Annotated in this window: 17 protein-coding genes; 10 read left to right on the forward strand and 7 right to left on the reverse strand. The window is 62.7% G+C overall.

Annotated elements, in window-relative coordinates; genetic code table 11:
* Positions 1–3: 3 nt before the first annotated feature.
* The 3 genes from ACH196_RS18605 to ACH196_RS18615 all read right to left on the reverse strand — a co-directional run bounded on the left by ACH196_RS18605 (position 4) and on the right by ACH196_RS18615 (position 2,309).
* Positions 4–894 carry a DMT family transporter gene (locus ACH196_RS18605; RefSeq protein WP_396648414.1) on the reverse strand — a complete coding sequence of 297 codons (891 nt, stop codon included), beginning with the start codon at positions 892–894 and terminating at the stop codon, positions 4–6.
* Positions 895–1,018: 124 nt separating this feature from the next.
* Entirely contained in the window at positions 1,019–1,438 is a 420-nt protein-coding gene (locus ACH196_RS18610; protein WP_396648415.1) for a cupin domain-containing protein, read from the reverse strand.
* Between the two features lie 4 nt (positions 1,439–1,442).
* On the reverse strand, positions 1,443–2,309 hold the full coding sequence (locus tag ACH196_RS18615) for a phosphoenolpyruvate hydrolase family protein (protein ID WP_396648416.1): 867 nt from the start codon (positions 2,307–2,309) through the stop codon (positions 1,443–1,445).
* Positions 2,310–2,361: 52 nt separating this feature from the next.
* Here ACH196_RS18615 and ACH196_RS18620 point away from each other — a divergent pair, with 52 nt between their 5' ends.
* The 8 genes from ACH196_RS18620 to ACH196_RS18655 all read left to right on the forward strand — a co-directional run bounded on the left by ACH196_RS18620 (position 2,362) and on the right by ACH196_RS18655 (position 9,747).
* A complete protein-coding gene (locus ACH196_RS18620) occupies positions 2,362–2,988 on the forward strand; it encodes a TetR/AcrR family transcriptional regulator (RefSeq protein WP_396648417.1) in 627 nt (208 codons plus the stop codon).
* Positions 2,989–3,353: 365 nt separating this feature from the next.
* Complete coding sequence (locus tag ACH196_RS18625; protein ID WP_396648418.1) at positions 3,354–4,664, forward strand: extracellular solute-binding protein; 1,311 nt, start codon at positions 3,354–3,356, stop codon at positions 4,662–4,664.
* Positions 4,665–4,738: 74 nt separating this feature from the next.
* The gene (locus ACH196_RS18630; protein ID WP_396648419.1) at positions 4,739–5,644 is read left to right on the forward strand and encodes a carbohydrate ABC transporter permease; all 906 of its coding nucleotides are present in this window, start codon (positions 4,739–4,741) and stop codon (positions 5,642–5,644) included.
* Position 5,645: 1 nt separating this feature from the next.
* Positions 5,646–6,605 carry a carbohydrate ABC transporter permease gene (locus ACH196_RS18635; RefSeq protein WP_396648420.1) on the forward strand — a complete coding sequence of 320 codons (960 nt, stop codon included), beginning with the start codon at positions 5,646–5,648 and terminating at the stop codon, positions 6,603–6,605.
* Positions 6,602–6,808, forward strand: a complete 207-nt coding sequence (locus ACH196_RS18640) for a hypothetical protein (RefSeq protein WP_396648421.1) — start codon at positions 6,602–6,604, stop codon at positions 6,806–6,808. Before ACH196_RS18635 ends, ACH196_RS18640 begins: the two co-directional genes overlap by 4 nt.
* The gene (locus tag ACH196_RS18645; RefSeq protein WP_396648422.1) at positions 6,808–7,914 is read left to right on the forward strand and encodes an ABC transporter ATP-binding protein; all 1,107 of its coding nucleotides are present in this window, start codon (positions 6,808–6,810) and stop codon (positions 7,912–7,914) included. The genes ACH196_RS18640 and ACH196_RS18645 overlap by 1 nt, the downstream gene beginning before the upstream one ends.
* Positions 7,915–8,164: 250 nt before the next feature.
* Entirely contained in the window at positions 8,165–9,250 is a 1,086-nt protein-coding gene (locus ACH196_RS18650) for an ABC transporter ATP-binding protein (protein ID WP_396648423.1), read from the forward strand.
* Positions 9,251–9,360: 110 nt separating this feature from the next.
* Complete coding sequence (locus ACH196_RS18655) at positions 9,361–9,747, forward strand: MAPEG family protein (RefSeq protein WP_396648424.1); 387 nt, start codon at positions 9,361–9,363, stop codon at positions 9,745–9,747.
* Between the two features lie 6 nt (positions 9,748–9,753).
* Here ACH196_RS18655 and ACH196_RS18660 read toward each other — a convergent pair whose 3' ends face one another.
* Both ACH196_RS18660 and ACH196_RS18665 read right to left on the reverse strand, forming a co-directional pair.
* A complete protein-coding gene (locus ACH196_RS18660) occupies positions 9,754–11,025 on the reverse strand; it encodes an RNA polymerase sigma factor (RefSeq protein ID WP_396648425.1) in 1,272 nt (423 codons plus the stop codon).
* Positions 11,026–11,028: 3 nt separating this feature from the next.
* Complete coding sequence (locus ACH196_RS18665; RefSeq protein WP_396648426.1) at positions 11,029–11,379, reverse strand: YciI family protein; 351 nt, start codon at positions 11,377–11,379, stop codon at positions 11,029–11,031.
* Positions 11,380–11,648: 269 nt separating this feature from the next.
* On the opposite strand from ACH196_RS18665, the gene ACH196_RS18670 reads away from it, so the two are divergent.
* Together ACH196_RS18670 and ACH196_RS18675 are read left to right on the forward strand one after the other, a co-directional pair.
* Positions 11,649–12,539: an NAD-dependent epimerase/dehydratase family protein gene (locus ACH196_RS18670; protein WP_396648427.1), complete on the forward strand. Its 891-nt coding sequence runs from the start codon at positions 11,649–11,651 to the stop codon at positions 12,537–12,539.
* Between the two features lie 63 nt (positions 12,540–12,602).
* Positions 12,603–12,857, forward strand: coding sequence for a DUF2087 domain-containing protein (locus ACH196_RS18675; protein WP_396648428.1), 255 nt, complete (start codon positions 12,603–12,605; stop codon positions 12,855–12,857).
* A gap of 50 nt (positions 12,858–12,907) precedes the next feature.
* Here the strand turns inward: ACH196_RS18675 and ACH196_RS18680 are convergent, their stop codons facing one another.
* Positions 12,908–14,005 carry an NADH:flavin oxidoreductase/NADH oxidase gene (locus tag ACH196_RS18680; protein WP_396648429.1) on the reverse strand — a complete coding sequence of 366 codons (1,098 nt, stop codon included), beginning with the start codon at positions 14,003–14,005 and terminating at the stop codon, positions 12,908–12,910.
* Between the two features lie 223 nt (positions 14,006–14,228).
* Positions 14,229–16,169 (reverse strand): C1 family peptidase, encoded by a 1,941-nt coding sequence (locus ACH196_RS18685; protein ID WP_396648430.1) that lies wholly within the window; start codon positions 16,167–16,169, stop codon positions 14,229–14,231.
* Positions 16,170–16,185: the final 16 nt, after the last annotated feature.

The raw sequence follows: 16,185 nt of genomic DNA on the forward strand, positions 1-16,185 counted from the left end.
CTCCTAAACCCGGTTCCGGTTCAAGGGATTCCACCGCACCTTGCCGAGGCGGATACGCTCGCGAGCAACCGTAAGCAGCCCCGATCCCGCGATCACGGCGAGCCCGGCCACCGCCCAGGCATCGGGCTCCTCACTGAATAGCAGCGCACCGATCACCACCGCCCAGACGATCTGGGAATACTGTGTGGAAGCGAGCTGGTTTGCGGGCGCAAAGCGCGTTGCCCGCAGCAGCACGATGTGGCCGCTCGCCGAAAACACGCCGGCAACCATCAGGACGGCCGCCTGCTGCAGTGTCGGCAGGGTGACGGAAGTGAAGGCCATCGCGGCAGCGTTGAACACGAGCACATAGACGATCAGGAAACCCAGCATCGTCGTCTGTTTCTCGTGGTTGGCGAGCGAACGCATCAGCACGACGGTGACAGCCCCGAGGAGCGCCAACACGATCGAGGCGAAATGCCCGAATTCCAGAGTGCGGAAACCGGGCCTCACGACCAGCAGCACCCCGGCGAAACCGGCGACAACGGCGAACCAGCGCCACGGGCCGACCTGCTCCTTGAGGAAGACGATCGACAGCACCGTCACGAACAGCGGAGCCAGGAAGATGATCGCATAGACCTCGGCCAGCGGGATCGAGGTGAATGCGACGACGCTTAGAACGCTGGAAGCCACGCCGAGAACGGCGCGCCCCTGCACCGCCCATGGGCGCCGCATCCGCCAGAACTCGGCCCATCGCTCATGTTTCGGCTTCGCGAGAAATATGCAGGTGCCGGACACGAGCGTCAGGAAGAAGCCGATCTCGAAGACGGAAAGCTTGCCGCCGAGCGCTTTGATCGCCGCATCGCTCCACGAATAGGTGGCGTAGGCGATGAGCGCCAGCAGAATACCATTGTTCACGGAGGTACTTTCGAGCGAACCGGCCACCGTCCGGAGGGGACAGGCCGAATCGAACTTTACAATCTCGCAACGTCCGGTGCTTGGTCCAGACGCAAACTTGTCCTTGAATTTCTGTTGCCGAGAGTCATTCGCCGCCGGGCGGCAGCAACCTGAAATCCGGCAGGTCGCGCAGCGCCAGTTCCGGGCCGACTGGCGAATACACGACGAAAAGCTGCATTGGCCCGTCGCCGGTGTTCAGCGTCGAGTGAAAACGGCTTTCCGGGACGAAGATTGTGCAGCCCGGACCGACCTTTTGCGTGACCGGATTGCCCTGTTCGTCCTCGACCATCTGTTCACCGTTTCCGGAGATAACGAAGATGATCTCCTCAGCGCCCGGATGGTTGTGACGGGAATGGCCCTGGCCGGACGGCAGGTCGACCACGCCGCCGGAGAAACGCTTTGCGCCATTGACCTCCGGCGCCACCGTCAGCGCCAATCTTCCCCAGTCGAAGCCGAATGCCGTCACGTCCTTCGGGTAGACGAACACCTTTGATCTATCGCTCATCGCCTCATCCCTTCTTTTTCTTTGCCGGCTTCGCGGCCTTGCCGACCGCTAGCGCCTTGAAGTCTGCGGTCTGCTTAGCAATCGCCGCCTCGGCCGGCAGGCGTTCCATGGAAGAAGCGCCGTAGAAGCCGTGCAGTCCCTCGACCCGCTCCAGCACGTAGCGCGCATCGTCAGGCATTGAGATCGGCCCGCCATGGCAAAGCAGGATCACGTCCTTCCGTACCGAGCGCGCGGCATCGGCGATAGCCTCGATCTCCCCGATGCAGTCGTCCAGCGATTTCGCCGACGTTGCGCCGATCGTGCCGCCGGTGGTGACGCCCATATGCGCCACTACGATGTCGGCGCCGGCCTTGGTCATCGCCTTCGCCTCGTCGGTGTTGAAGACGTAAGGCGTGGTCAGCAGATCAAGCTTGTGCGCCTCGGCGATCATGTCGACCTCCAGCCCAAAACCCATGCCGGTTTCCTCGAAACTCTGGCGCATGGTGCCGTCGAACAGGCCGATGGTCGGAAAGTTCTGCACGCCGGAAAAGCCGATGTCCTTCAGTTCCGCCAGGAAACGTGGCATCAGCACGAAGGGATCGGTGCCGTTGACGCCGGCAAGCACCGGCGTCTTCTTGACCACCGGCAACACCTCGACCGCCATCTCCTTCACGATCTCGTTGGCATTGCCGTAGGCGAGCAGGCCGGCGGCGGAGCCGCGGCCCGCCATGCGGTAACGGCCGGAATTGTAGATGATGATGAGGTCGATGCCACCGGCCTCCTCGGACTTGGCCGACAGGCCGGTGCCCGCGCCGCCGCCGACGATCGGCACGCCGTCGGCGATCATCTTGCGGAATTTTTCGAGGATCTTCTTGCGCGGGATGGCCGTCATTTTTCCCTCATACGACTGTTGTAATTTTTTGAGACGCACGTATCATATTGATATGGATATCTCGCGTCAATCGAGCGCCGAGGAGGTAGAGCGTGGTCCGCGCGCCCGCACGCGCCGGCTGATGCTGGAGACGGCAAGCCGGTTGATGCAGTCGGGCGTAACGCCCTCGGTGACCGAAGCGGCGGAGGCGGCTGGCGTGTCGCGCGCCACCGCGTATCGGTATTTTCCGAGCCAGGCCGCGCTGGTGCAGGCCGTGGTCGACGAGGGGCTCGGCCCGATCCTCACCTGGAAATCGGACGCAAAAGATGTCGAGACTCGCGTCGACGATCTCATCGGCACGTCGCTGCCGCGCATCGAGGCCTATGAGGCGACGTTCAAGGCGGCGCTGAAACTCTCGCTCGACCAGTGGGCGCGCCGCCAGGCCGGCACGCTCGGCGACGAGCCGCGCTTCACCCGCGGCCATCGCGTCGACCTGCTCAAGGACGCCATCGCGCCGCTGAAAGGCAGTCTGTCCGGGGCGCAGTTCGAGCGTTTGGCGCAGGCGCTCTCGCTGGTGTTCGGCGTGGAAGTGCTTATCGTGCTGAAGGACATTTGGGGGCTGGACGGGGAGGAAACGCAGTCCGTCGCCCGTTGGGCGGCGGCGGCGCTGGTGAAGGCGGCGATGGTCGCGGAAATGTGAGGGACGGACAACTCGGACGTCCAATCTGGTTCTACCAGATGGTCAGACTTATTGATAAGTCGGCATTGCTCTGACTTGCGTATTTCTGCGCTTTGATGGTGAAAATGAAGAAAATCGAATGGAAATGAAGAATTTTCGCGCGATGGTAGGGCGTTCAATGGTTTTAGGCCACTAAGAAAGCCCTTGACGACGAACTCTTGTTGGTACTACCAGATTGAGAGGAGGAGCAGCATCGGCCGGCAGGCCGTGCGGTTCGAAAACCGGCCGGGGAGGGTCGGCCCCGCGATGCGGCGGCGAAAAGGCAAACGGACCGGAGGGATCATCCGAGGGTCCGCGAAAATATATGCACAAGGGAGGAACTTGTAATGCGAAAGACACTGACCGGCATTCTTGCCGGTATCGGATTCTCGCTTGCCTGCGGAACGTCGGCGTTCGCGCAGGAACTGACGATCTTCTGGGCGGAATGGGATCCGGCGAACTATCTGCAGGAACTGGCCAACGAGTACGAGAAGGAGACGGGGGTCAAGGTCACCGTCGAGACGACGCCATGGTCGGATTTCCAGACCAAGGCCTTCACTGAATTCAACGCCAAGGGCAGCGCCTACGACATGGTCGTCGGCGATTCGCAATGGATCGGCGCGGCCTCCGAGGCCGGCCACTATGTCGACCTGACCGAATTCTTCGGCAAGCACAAGCTGGCCGAAACCATGGCTCCGGCTACAGTGAAATATTACGCCGAATATCCGGCCGCCTCCGGCAAATACTGGTCGGTTCCGGCGGAAGGCGACGCGGTCGGCTGGTCCTACCGCAAGGACTGGTTCGAGGACCCCAAGGAGATGGAGGCGTTCAAGGCCAAATACGGCTACGACCTCGCACCACCGAAGGACTTCAAGCAGTTGCGCGACATCGCCGAATTCTTCCATCGCCCCGATGAGAAGCGCTACGGCATCGCCATCTACACCGACAACTCGTACGACGCGCTGGTGATGGGCGTCGAGAACGCCATCTTCTCCTTCGGTGGCGAACTCGGCGACTACGCCACCTACAAGGTCGACGGCATCATCAACTCGGAAAAGAACATCCAGGCGCTGGAAGCCTACAAGGAACTCTACAAGTTCACGCCTCCCGGCTGGGCCAAGAGCTTCTTCATCGAGGACAACCAGGCGATCACCGAGAACCTGGCGGCGATGAGCATGAACTACTTCGCGTTCTTCCCGGCGCTGGTCAATGAATCGTCCAACCCCAACGCCAAGGGCACCGGCTTCTTCGCCAACCCGGCAGGGCCAAGCGGCGACCAGTATGCGGCGCTCGGCGGCCAGGGCATTTCGATCGTCAACTACTCGGAGAACAAGGAAGAGGCGTTCAAGTTCCTCGAATGGTTCGTCAAGGACGAGACCCAGAAGAAGTGGGCGGCGCTCGGCGGCTACACCTGCAACAAGGCCGTGCTTGAATCGGCCGAGTTCCAGAACGCCACACCGTACAACAAGGCCTTCTACGACACGATGTTCAAGGTAAAGGACTTCTGGGCGACGCCGGAGTATGCCGAGCTGCTGATCCAGATGAACCAGCGCGTCTATCCATACATCACCGGCGATCAGGGCACGTCCAAGGAGGTGCTCGACGCTCTCGCCGCCGACTGGAACGCGACCTTCAAGAAATATAACCGGATCAAATAAGCCGACTAATAAAAAGCTGGAGAGGGCGCAGCCCGCCCTCTCCATTTTCTTTTGAAAGCGAAGGAAACCCGGATTTGGCTACCGCCGTCATGACCCGGCTCGATCCGAGCACGCGCGCCGCCGCCCACGGCTGGAGCGACCTCACCATCCGCAATCTTTTCATCATCCCGACGATCTTGTTCCTGATCGTCTTCAACATATTCCCGCTGATCTATTCGCTGGGCTACTCCTTCACTGATTTCCGGGCCTCCACCAACGCGCCGGCGAATTTCGTCGGCTTGCAGAACTATCGCGAACTGTTGAACGACGATTTCATCTGGAGAAATTTCGCGATCACCGCTCAATATGTCATCGTCTCGGTGACTGGCCAGGTGCTGGTCGGTTTTGGCATGGCGATGCTGCTCAACCGCGACATTCCGCTGAAGGGCTTGCTGACCACTCTGCTGCTGCTGCCGATGATGCTGTCCATGGCGGTGGTCGGCCTGTTCTGGAAACTGCTCTACGACCCGTCCTTCGGCATCATCAACTATGCGCTCGGCCTTGGCACGTTCGAATGGCTGTCCAACCCCAACATGGCGCTCTACGCGGTGGCGCTGACCGACATCTGGATGTGGTCGCCCTTTGTCATGCTGCTGTCGCTCGCCGGCCTATCGGCCGTGCCGAAGCATCTTTACGAGGCGGCGGCGATCGACCGCGCCGGGCCGTTCTACACTTTCTTTCGCATCACACTGCCGCTGGTCGCGCCGATCCTGATGATCGCCATCATCTTCCGCACCATGGAGGCGTTCAAGACCTTCGACCTCGCCTACATCCTGACCAGCCAGCCGACCACCGAGGTGATCTCGATCCGCCTCTACAAGATGGCGTTCCAGGAATGGCAGACCGGTCGTTCCTGTGCGCTGGCCTACATCGTGCTGATCATGGTGCTCGCCATCACCAACATCTACGTGAAATATCTGAACAAGGTGAAGGAGCGCTGAGATGGCGGCCGTACGCACATCTTCCGAAGTCGCGCTCAACCGCGTCGCCATCGTCGCCGTCCTCATCATAACGCTGATCTTCCTGGCGCCGATCTACTGGATCGCTTCGACGGCCTTCAAGCCGCGCAACCTGTCGACGACTATCCCGCCGACGGTGCTGTTCCAACCGGAGGTTTCGCCCTGGGTGAAGCTGTTCACCAAGCGCTCGCAGCTAAGAGCGCAGCCGACGCCGGAGGAATATGCCGCGGCCCCCTGGTGGGAGCGCATCGTTTTCGACGGCGGCGAGAAGGTCGTGCGCGACGGCAAGGGCAACGTGCAGTGGTCGGCTTATCCGAGCCGCTTCATGAACTCGCTGATCGTGGCGATAACCTCGACCATCCTGGCGGTCGGCATGGGGACTTTCACCGCCTACGGCTTTTCCCGCTTCAAGATAAAGGGCGAGGCCGATCTGCTCTTCTTCATCCTGTCGACGCGCATGCTGCCGCCCGTGGTGGTGGCGATTCCGATGTTCCTGATGTACCGCGCCGTCGGGCTCAACGACACGCATTGGGGTCTGATCATCCTCTATACCGCCTTCAACCTCTCGTTCTCCGTCTGGCTGATGAAGGGTTTCATCGACGAGATCCCGAAGGAATATGAGGAGGCGGCACTCGTAGACGGCTACACGCGCATGCAGGCCTTCTTCAAGGTCGTGCTGCCGGAGGCTGCGACCGGCATCGCCGCCACCGCCGTGTTCTGCTTCATCACCGCCTGGAACGAGTATGCCTTCGCGCTGATCATGACCAACCGCCGTGCCCAGACGGCGCCGCCCTTCATCCCCAGCCAGGTCGGCTCCGGCCTGCCCGACTGGACGGTGATTGCCGCCGGCACGGTGCTGTTCCTGCTGCCGGTCGCGATCTTCACCTTCCTGCTCCGCAACCACCTGCTGCGCGGCATGTCCTTCGGAGCGATCCGCAAATGATCCGGCATGCGACCCTCCAGCGGACCGCCGAGATCGTCATGATTCTCGGCATCGTCGCGCTCTGCCAGCCCTGGAACCTGTTCTTGCACCGTTACGGGCTGACCATCGTGCTCGTCGGCCTGATCACTTTCATGCTGACCGGCTGGTTCGGCCCGAAAGGCGATGCAGCGCCGCCCGCACAGCCCAGCAAGGACGGTCACTGATGACCCAGATCGAGCTTCGCGGACTGCAGAAATTCTTCGGCGCGGTGCAGGTCATCAAGGATCTGAACCTGAAGATCGAGGACAACGAGTTCATCGTGCTGCTCGGCCAGTCCGGCTGCGGCAAGACGACGACACTGCGCGCCATCGCTGGCCTGGAGACGATCGACGAGGGCGACATTCTCATCGACGGCCAGCCGGTGCAGCATCTCAAATGCTCGGACCGTGACATCGCCATGGTGTTCCAGTCCTTCTCGCTCTATCCGCACATGACGGTGTACGAGAACATCGCCTTCCCGCTGAAGGCGACGCGAATGAGCAAGAGCGAGGTCGACAAGGAAGTGCGCGAGATCGCGCGTATCCTGAGAATCTCCGACCTGCTGAACCGGAAGCCATCAGCGCTGTCGGGCGGCGACATGCAGCGGGTGGCGATCGGCCGCGCGCTGGTGCGCCGGCCGAAGGCGATGCTGATGGACGAGCCGATCGGTGCGCTCGATGCAAAACTGCGCGAGGAGATGCGGGCCGAGATCAAGCGCCTGCACGTCAAGCAGGGCTCGACCACCATCTACGTCACCCACGACCAGATCGAGGCGATGGCGCTCGCCGACCGTATCGTCATCATGCATGAAGGCGTGCTGCAGCAGGTCGGCAGTCCGGATGAGGTCTACAAATATCCGGCCAACCTGTTCGTCGCGCAGTTTGTCGGCAGCCCGGTGATGAATGTTGCCAGTGCCGCGGTTTCAGAGGATAGGGCGGGCGCCTCGGTAACGGTGAGCGGCGCGCCGCAGGGTTTCGCCTTCCCGCGTGAGTTGCTGTCGAAGCTCAACGGCAAGGCGGCTTCCGGTGGTGTCTCGCTGGGCATCCGTCCGGAGGGCGTGCTGGTCCGTCAGGACGCCGCCGACGGCTACCTGCCGGTCGAGGCGCACATCATCGAGCCGCTCGGCTCCTACGACATCGTCGACCTCAAGGTCGGCGATGAGATGCTTCGCGCCCGCACAAGGGCCGGCTACGTCGCCAAGGCCGGCGACCGGGTCTTTGCCCGCATCGATCCCAGCCACGCACATTTCTTTGATACGGCGAGCGGCCAGTCGCTGGGGGTGAGACTGTGATGGCCGCAGGCCACACGAAGCCAACGATTTGGCTTCGTGAACAGCCGAACGCCCCGAGCCTTAGCGAGGGGCCGGCCAAGGCTGTGATGGTGGAGCGCCCCTTACCCTCCCCCTTGTGGGGAGGGTCGATCCGCACAGCGGATCGGGGTGGGGGTCAGAAGAATGACCATATCACCCCGTCTCGACCGTTTCGCTTCGCTCAACAATCTCGCCGACCCTCCCCACAAAGGGGAGGGTAAGGAGCGCACTGATGGCCCATATCCAGCTCAAGAACATTTCGAAAAAATTCGGTCACCATACCGCGCTGAGCGGCCTCGATCTTGAAATCCAGGACGGCGAGTTCTTCGTCCTGCTCGGCGAGACCGGGGCTGGCAAGACGACGACGCTGCGCCTCATCGCCGGCCTGGAAAAGCCGACCGAGGGCAAAATCTACATCGACGGCGCCGATGTCGGCGATTGGGGCGCCGCGGAGCGCGACGTTGCGCTGGTGCTCCAGCAATATTCGCTCTATCCGCGCTACACGGTGCGCGAAAACCTCGAATTCCCGTTGAAGTCGAAAATCCGCCTTGTGCCCGATGCCGAGATAAAGGAACGTGTCGCGCGCGTGGCGAAAACGCTGCGCATCGAGCATCTGCTCGAGCGTAAGACGGACCGCTTGTCCGGCGGCGAGATGCAGCGCGTCTCCATCGGCCGCGCCATCGTGCGCAAGCCGCGCGTCTTCCTGATGGACGAGCCGCTGTCTGCGCTCGACGCAAAGCTGCGCGAGGCATTGCGCACCGAGTTGAAGAACCTGCAGATGAATCTCGGCGCGACCTTCCTGTTCGTCACCCACGACCAGATCGAGGCGATGTCGATGGGCGATAAGATCGGCGTGCTCAACCACGGCCATCTCGTCCAGGTCGGTACGCCCAACGAGATCTACAACAACCCGCTCAACACCTTCGTGGCGCGCGCAGTCGGCTCGCCACCCATGAACCTGGTTGACGGAAGCCTGGTCGCCGGCCGCGCCGTCGTCGCCCCGAAGACTTTCGAACTGCCTTACGAGGGCGCCTTGCCCGTTGGCGCAAGCGCCGACGGCCGGCCGCTGACCTTCGGCATTCGCCCCGAGGACATCGTGCTCGAAAGCGACGCCCCGGTTTCCGCGACTGTCCACGACGTCGAGAATCATGGCGTCGAGAAGATCGTCACCTTGCGTGTCGGCGACACGATGCTGCATGCGACGGCGCCCGCCCGCGCCGAACTTGCCATGGAACAGACGGTGCGCTTCGGCTGGAACCCGAAAAAGGTCTCCCTGTTTGATCGCGGCACCGGCAGGAGCCTGCGCCACGGTGCATGATGCCGGACGCCCGGCTCGCCGGGCGGATAACAATAAAGTCGGCCCATGTCGATTTGCGGAAGCGCCGTTCGTCATAGCGGTGCAAACCTGTTTCGACATGGAGATTTCCGATGACCTTCGCCGTCACATCCCTCTACGCCTCGATCCTCACCATCGCGGTGATCGTTCTCGCCATCCTCGTCAGCGCCAAGCGTGGGCAGACCGGCATCTCGATCCTCGACGGTGGCAATTCCGATCTCGCCGTCTCGATGCGCCGGCATGGCAATTTTGTCGAGAACGTGCCGCTGGCGCTGCTGCTGATGGCGCTGTGCGAGGCGCGCGGGCTCGGGGCCGCCTGGCTGCACACCATCGGCGTCGTTCTGCTTGCCGGCCGCGCCTTGCACGTGATCGGCCTCGACGCGGTCCATCCCGCCGCGCCGCTCAGGATCATCGGTACGGTAGCCACGCAGCTTTCCATGCTGGGCGCCGTGGTCTTCCTGCTCTGGTCGCTGCTGTAGAAGCTGTCATCCTGCCGGACGTATGGGCGCCGGCAGGTCGATCATGCGTTTTTCGAGAAACGCTCTTTCGCGCGGATGGTCCGAAAGCCGGATCGCTTCCCGGTAGGCGGCGCGCGCCTCCTCGTGCGCACCCATCCGGCGCAGCATGTCGGCGCGGGCGGCATGGAATGGCTGGTAGGCTGCCAGAGGTTCGGCCAGTGCCGCGAGCATCGGCATTGCCGCCTCCGGCCCTTCGCCGAACGACACCGCCACCGCCTGGTTGAGCCGCACCACCGGGTTCGGCGTCATCCGGTAGAGCCGATCATAGATCAGGATGATCTCCTGCCATCCGGTCGTGCTATGGCTGGAAGCCTCGGCATGAATGGCGCTGATCGCCGCCTGCAATTGATAGGGTCCCGGCCTGCCGCGCCTCAGCGCCGTGTCGACCAGCGAAAGCCCCTCGCGGATGGCGTGCCGATCCCACCGCGAACGGTCTTGCTGTTCCAGCGGGACCAGCCCCTCGCCATCGGCATGGCGTGCCATGCGGCGCGAATGGTTGAGCAGCATCAGCGCCAGCAGTCCTTCGATCTCCGGTTCGCCCGGCTTCAGCGACAGCAACACCCGCGCCAGCCGGATCGCCTCGTCGCACAGGTCGACGCGGACCTGGCTCTCGCCGCTGCTGGCCGCATAACCTTCGTTGAAGATCAGATAAACGACGCCGAGTACCGACTGCAGCCGTTCGGGCCACGCTGTCTTATCCGGCACTTCGTATGGAATGCCGGCGCGTTTGATTTTTTCCCGTGCTCTTACCAGGCGCTGGGCCATGGCTTCTTTGCGGTCGAGGAAACACCGCGCGATCTCCTCGGTGGTCAGGCCGCCCAGCGTGCGCAAGGTCAGCGCCAGCCGTGTCTTCTCGTCAAGCGCGGGATGGCAGCAGGTGAAGATCAGCCGCAGCCGCTCGTCCGGAATGGCATCCGGCTCGCTTTCCGGCCGCTCGGCATCGAGTTCCAGCAGGATCGCATATTCGGTCTGTTTCGCCTTGAAGTTTGCGTCGCGGCGGATGCGGTCGATCGCCTTGCGCCGAGCGGTCTGGATCAGCCATCCGGCGGGTGAGGCCGGAAGCCCGTTGCGCTGCCAGTGAACCATGGCCGATGCCAGAGCGTCCTGCAGACAGTCCTCGGCGAGCTGGAAATCGCGCAGGCCGCGGATGAGGTAGGATAGAAGCCGCCCCCACTCTTCGCGCGCGATCTTTTCGATGGCGGCGCGCGCTGGCTGCGAAGCGGCTTCCGTCGAGGCCAAATGTCAGCCGAACGTCATGACGGGACGGACCTCGACCGAGCCGTGCTTGGCGGTCGGGATCATCGCCGCGTATCTGATTGCGTCGTCGAGATTCTCGCAATCGAGCAGGTAGAAGCCGCCGAGCTGTTCCTTGGTTTCGGCGAACGGCCCGTCCATGGTCTCCACTTTGCCGTTGCGGACACGAACCGTCGTCGCGGTCGCGACATCGGTCAGCGCCTCGCCGACGACCATCACCTTGTCTCGCGCGTAGGTTTCGTTCGTTGCCCGATAAGCCGCCATATAGGCGTCGAACTCCGGCGATCCATAAGGCGGTTCGTCGCTCTCGGCGGAATAGATAAGTGCAAGATATTTCATAGCAATGCTCCTTCCTGGCCCAGTTCGGGCGATGATGCCTTTTCGGTCAAGGCGTGCAACCGAAAACGAATGGCCGGACGCCGGATCGACATTGGCGCTCCATTTGCGCAAACTTTTTATGACGGTCGCTGCGCAGCGTCCCGCAGCCTCTGGAAAAGCAGCCTGGCACGGCACCTGCGCGTGGACTGGCGTACACAGCCGTTGCATAGTCGCCCGCCATGCGGCCGGGACCGGCCTGTGCCAGGAATTTTCGGCAATCGGAGGATGAAATGACCAAACGCATCGTGTTCACCGGCGGGTCCGGCAAGGCGGGAAAACATGTCGTGCCCTGGCTGAAGGAGCGGGGCGATTACGAGATCCTCAATGTCGACCTGAAGCCGCTCGACTGTCCCGGCGTCAACACGCTGATCACCGACGTTACCGACAGCGGCCAGGTGTTCAACGCGCTGTCGATGCATTTCGGCTTCGATGGTTATGAAGAGCCCGGCGGCCCGAAAAAGGTCGACGCGGTCGTGCATTTCGCCGCTGTCCCGCGTGTGCTGATCAATCCGGACAACGTCACCTTCCAGGCCAACGTCATCAGCACCTACAACGTCATCGAGGCGGCGGTGAAGCTTGGCATCCGCAAGGTGATCATCGCCTCCAGCGAGACCACCTACGGCGTCTGCTTCACCGAAGGCGACAAGGATTTTCATCAGTTTCCGCTGGAGGAAGACTACCCGATCGACCCGATGGACAGCTATGGCCTGTCAAAGCAGGTCAATGAGCAGACGGCGCGAGCCTTCGCCGCGCGCACCGGCGCCGACATCTACGCGCTGCGCATCGGCAACGTCATCGAGCCGCATGAGTACGGGCCGTTCAAGACCTATGCGGAAAACCCGCCGATGCGAAAGCGCAACGCCTGGAGCTACATCGACGCGCGCGACCTCGGCCAGATCGTGCATCTGTGCCTCGAAAAGGACGGGCTGGGCTTCCAGGTCTTCAACGCCACCAACGACACCATCACCGCCAACCAGCCGACGGAAGAGTTCTTGAAGCACTGGGCGCCGAACACGCCGGTCACCCGGCCGATGAAGGGCTTCGAGGCGCCGCTGTCGAACCGGAAAATCCGAGAAGTGTTGGGTTTCAAGGAAGAGCACGACTGGCGAAAATATGTGTGAGTGACGCTGGCGCGGCAGCACGCCGCTGCCGCGCCACTGTCACCGATGAGGAAGGTTGACAGAGTGACCGCCCTGTTCGATCGCGACGGCGTCATCACCCGCTGGCCACGCAAGGCTAGGGAACGGGACGAGGTGCTCGACTATCTCGCCTCGAAATTCGAGCGCGGACGCATCTATAGGGAAAGCGAGGTCACCGGTGTGCTCGCCGATTGGCACAGCTTCGGCGACCATGCCTTGCTGCGGCGCGAACTGTTCGAATCCGGGCGACTCGGCCGCGATCCGCGCAGCGGAACGTATTGGCTGATCGAAAACGGCTGATCGGCCTCTGCCGACCAGCCCTCTGCTTCGACACTCCGGCTGGATGTGGCTTACGCCGCCTGTTCCCACTTGCGCGGCAGATGCGCGGCGCGGGCGAGTTGCGGCGCCACTGTCAACTGGTGGCCGAGCACGGCAGCCGCCCGCCACGGCCAGCGTGGATCGGCGAGCAGGGCGCGCGCCAGAGCCACCATGTCGGCGCGGCCGTTTGCCACGATCTGGTTCGCCTGAAGCGGCTCGTCGATCATGCCGACGGCGCGCACCGGGATGCCGGCGCCCTTGCGCACGGCCTCGGCCAGATGCACCTGGTATCCCGGACCGGTCGGGATTTTCTGAAGCGGCGAGTTGCCGCCACTGGAGCAGCAGATATAGGCGAGGCCCGCCGCCTTGTAGGCCTTGGCCACCTCGACCCCTTCCTCGACGCTCAGCCCGCCGTCGACCCAGTCGGTCACCGAGATGCGCGCTCCGATCATCAGGCCAGGCGCGGCTTCCCTCACGGCCTTTGCAACAGCCAGCGGAAAGCGAAGCCGGTTCTCCAGTGAGCCGCCATACGCGTCCTCGCGTCGGTTGGAGAGCGGCGAGATGAACTGGTGCAGCAGATAGCCATGGGCCGAATGCAGCTCGATGAAATCGAAGCCAGCGCGCACGGCGCGTCTGGCGGCGGCCGAAAAATGCTCGACCAGCGCCTCGATTTCGGCTTCCGTCAAAGCATGCGGCGTATGCCAGGTCGTATCGAACGGGATCGCCGAAGCGGAAACCGTCTGCCACGGATCCTCGCCGGGTTTCAGCGGTCCGCCGCCCTCCCATGGCCGCTGGCACGAGGCTTTTCTGCCGGCATGTGCAAGTTGGACGCCGAACTTCGTGCTCGGCGCCGCAACCCGTTTCGCCGCGTCCAGAGCCCGCTTCGCCGCCGCCTCGTTGTGGTCGGAGTAAAGTCCCATGCAGCCATGGCTGATACGACCGCGCCGCTCGACATCGGTCATCTCGATGGTGACCATGCCCGCGCCGGACATGGCGTAGGTCATCCATTGCTGGAGATGCCAATCGCTCGCCGAACCGTCGTCGGCCGAGTACTGGCACATCGGCGCGACGGCTATACGGTTCGGGATCTCAAGCCCGCCAAGCGTGATTGGGGAAAACAGATCGGTCATGTGGAGGCTCCGGGAAGGGTCCGGAGTTATGTAACCAATAGTGACCATGGCGCAATGGGTAACTGACAACCGATTGGCAACAGCCGTCCGTTTACAAGGGAGGTCAATGTCGGAAATGCGGAGGCAATTTCCCGAACTCCGACTATCCATCGTTGGGCGGCAACACCTATCCGGCGAAATCAAGTCAACGGTCGCGCCTCTCGCGCCGGCCGACCGCGTTACTTCACGGCCGCGCCGCGAGGGTCTTGTCCAGGTTCTCGCGGAAACGTGCCCGCGCCGCCGGCGATGCGGCGAGGTTTGTTGCCGGCTGGGCCTTCGGCAGACCTGACCCTGTTATTCGCTTCAGCGTCGTTCTTAATGTCGCTTCGTCATTGTCGAAGTCGCCATGGTGCACGGCGCGCGAAAATTCGCCGGGGCTGAGGATCCAGCGCCGCGTCTTTCCGGTGAACACCGGCTTCAGGCGTTCCTCGACGTCGCGCGCCAGGCCGAGCAGCGGTGTCCCGCGGGGACGAAAGAGCGGAATCCGGGGCTCAGCCTCAAATGCCCCGCTGACCAGATAGAGCAGCGACTTATGGTAGATGTTGGCGCAGTCGTCGTTGTTTTCCGTCGCGTCGTCGAGCGTGTAGAGATCGAAAGCGTCGATCCCCTTCTCCTGCTTGAGCAGCGGCAGGAAACTCTTCTCGAACAGGTCGACGGTGCAGGCCGGCGCCCACAGCGAAAGACTGGCGATCCGCACACCCTTCGACACCAGATGTTGCGCAAGCGGCGCCATCAGGATCGAGCCGGCGCTGTGTCCGGCAAGATGCACTTCCTCGACCTCGCCCGCCTTCACCGCCTCTACGAGGTGGTCGGCGGTCATGCGCGCGCCGCCCTTGGCCGACGCCGCGGCCAGGGTGGCGTTCTCCTTCATCTCGTCCCACAGCGTCTTGCCGCCGAGAAGGCGCGCCACCGGCTCGATCGTGTCGTCCAGGCGATCAAGCATGAAATCCTTGGCGGCATCGAGTATGCCTTCCGGCTTGCGACGGCGCAGCACTTCCTGAAGGACGTTCTTGAGCGTCGTCCAGGCGTCGGAGCGCCAGATGAAGGCGATCGGATAGACCTCCGCCGACAGGCAGAACTGCCTGTTGTTGGCGACGAACTGCAGGGCAGAATCCTCGCTGACCAGCCCGCCATGGGCGTAGAGCAGCACGCGCTTGGCCGACCATTGCGCGACGGTCCGCCTGACCTGCTCGCGCACCAGCTTGCCCAGCGCGGCGGGCGTGAGACCGTATGTGCCTGTTTCCCGCAGCCGTCCGTCATTGCCCATGGTCACGACATGCGGCTGCAACTCCGACGAGACGAAGCTCTCGTTGCTGCGCGGCGCGGCGGATCGCATTCTAGCCGTGGCTTCCGGTCGCGCCAGAAAGACCGGAACGCCCAGCCGCGCCACCCAGACATCGGTGCCATTCTCGAGCCAATCGGAATAGCTCAGGCGCGCAAGACCGCCCGACCCCCATTTGGGTCCCCAGGAATTCTGGATCCAGAAACCATATTGGTCATAGGCGACAATCGCGAAGGCATGCCCGCCCAGCATTTTGGTCGAGTAGGCGATTTCCGTGTCGCCGCTCTTCACGTTCATCCAGCCTTCATGGACCAGGCAGGTCCCGAACAGGATGCCGGCCTCGGTGATGGCTGAATGCATGCCGACCAGATCGCGATGGTTCACGCGGAAATAGGCGCCGAGCGGACGCTGCAGGGCATCCGCCTGGCGGAAATCGTCCAACTCGATGTCCTGGGTTTGCCGGCCTCGTGTCCAGAGTTTCTCCCCGCACACGCCGTGCTTGTGCCAGCCCTTCATGGCGCCCCGGGCGCTGGAGCCTTCGTAGTCTTCGCCCGGCCATTCGTCGTAACGCTTGGCCATCGCATAGAGCATCTGAGCGCTTACCGCGTCGTCAGCCAATCCGGTCCGCCCGGTGCGCAACAGATAGTTGACGACCGTTGCCAGTCCATAACCGGTGCAGGCGCCTTCGCGGCCCTGATCGAGGACGGGAATCTCGCGCGCCCGATAGTTCTCGACGTCAGTCTCCGACGGAACTTCGATCAGCGTGGGAATGTACATCTGGTCTCGAAAATCGACCGTATCGGGAAGTGCGTCGAATACTCGGTCCGTCTTCGATTTTGCCATTTCCATTCCCTCCGTG

Source organism: Mesorhizobium sp. IMUNJ 23232, from assembly GCF_044326205.1.
Taxonomy (GTDB): Bacteria; Pseudomonadota; Alphaproteobacteria; order Rhizobiales; family Rhizobiaceae; genus Kumtagia.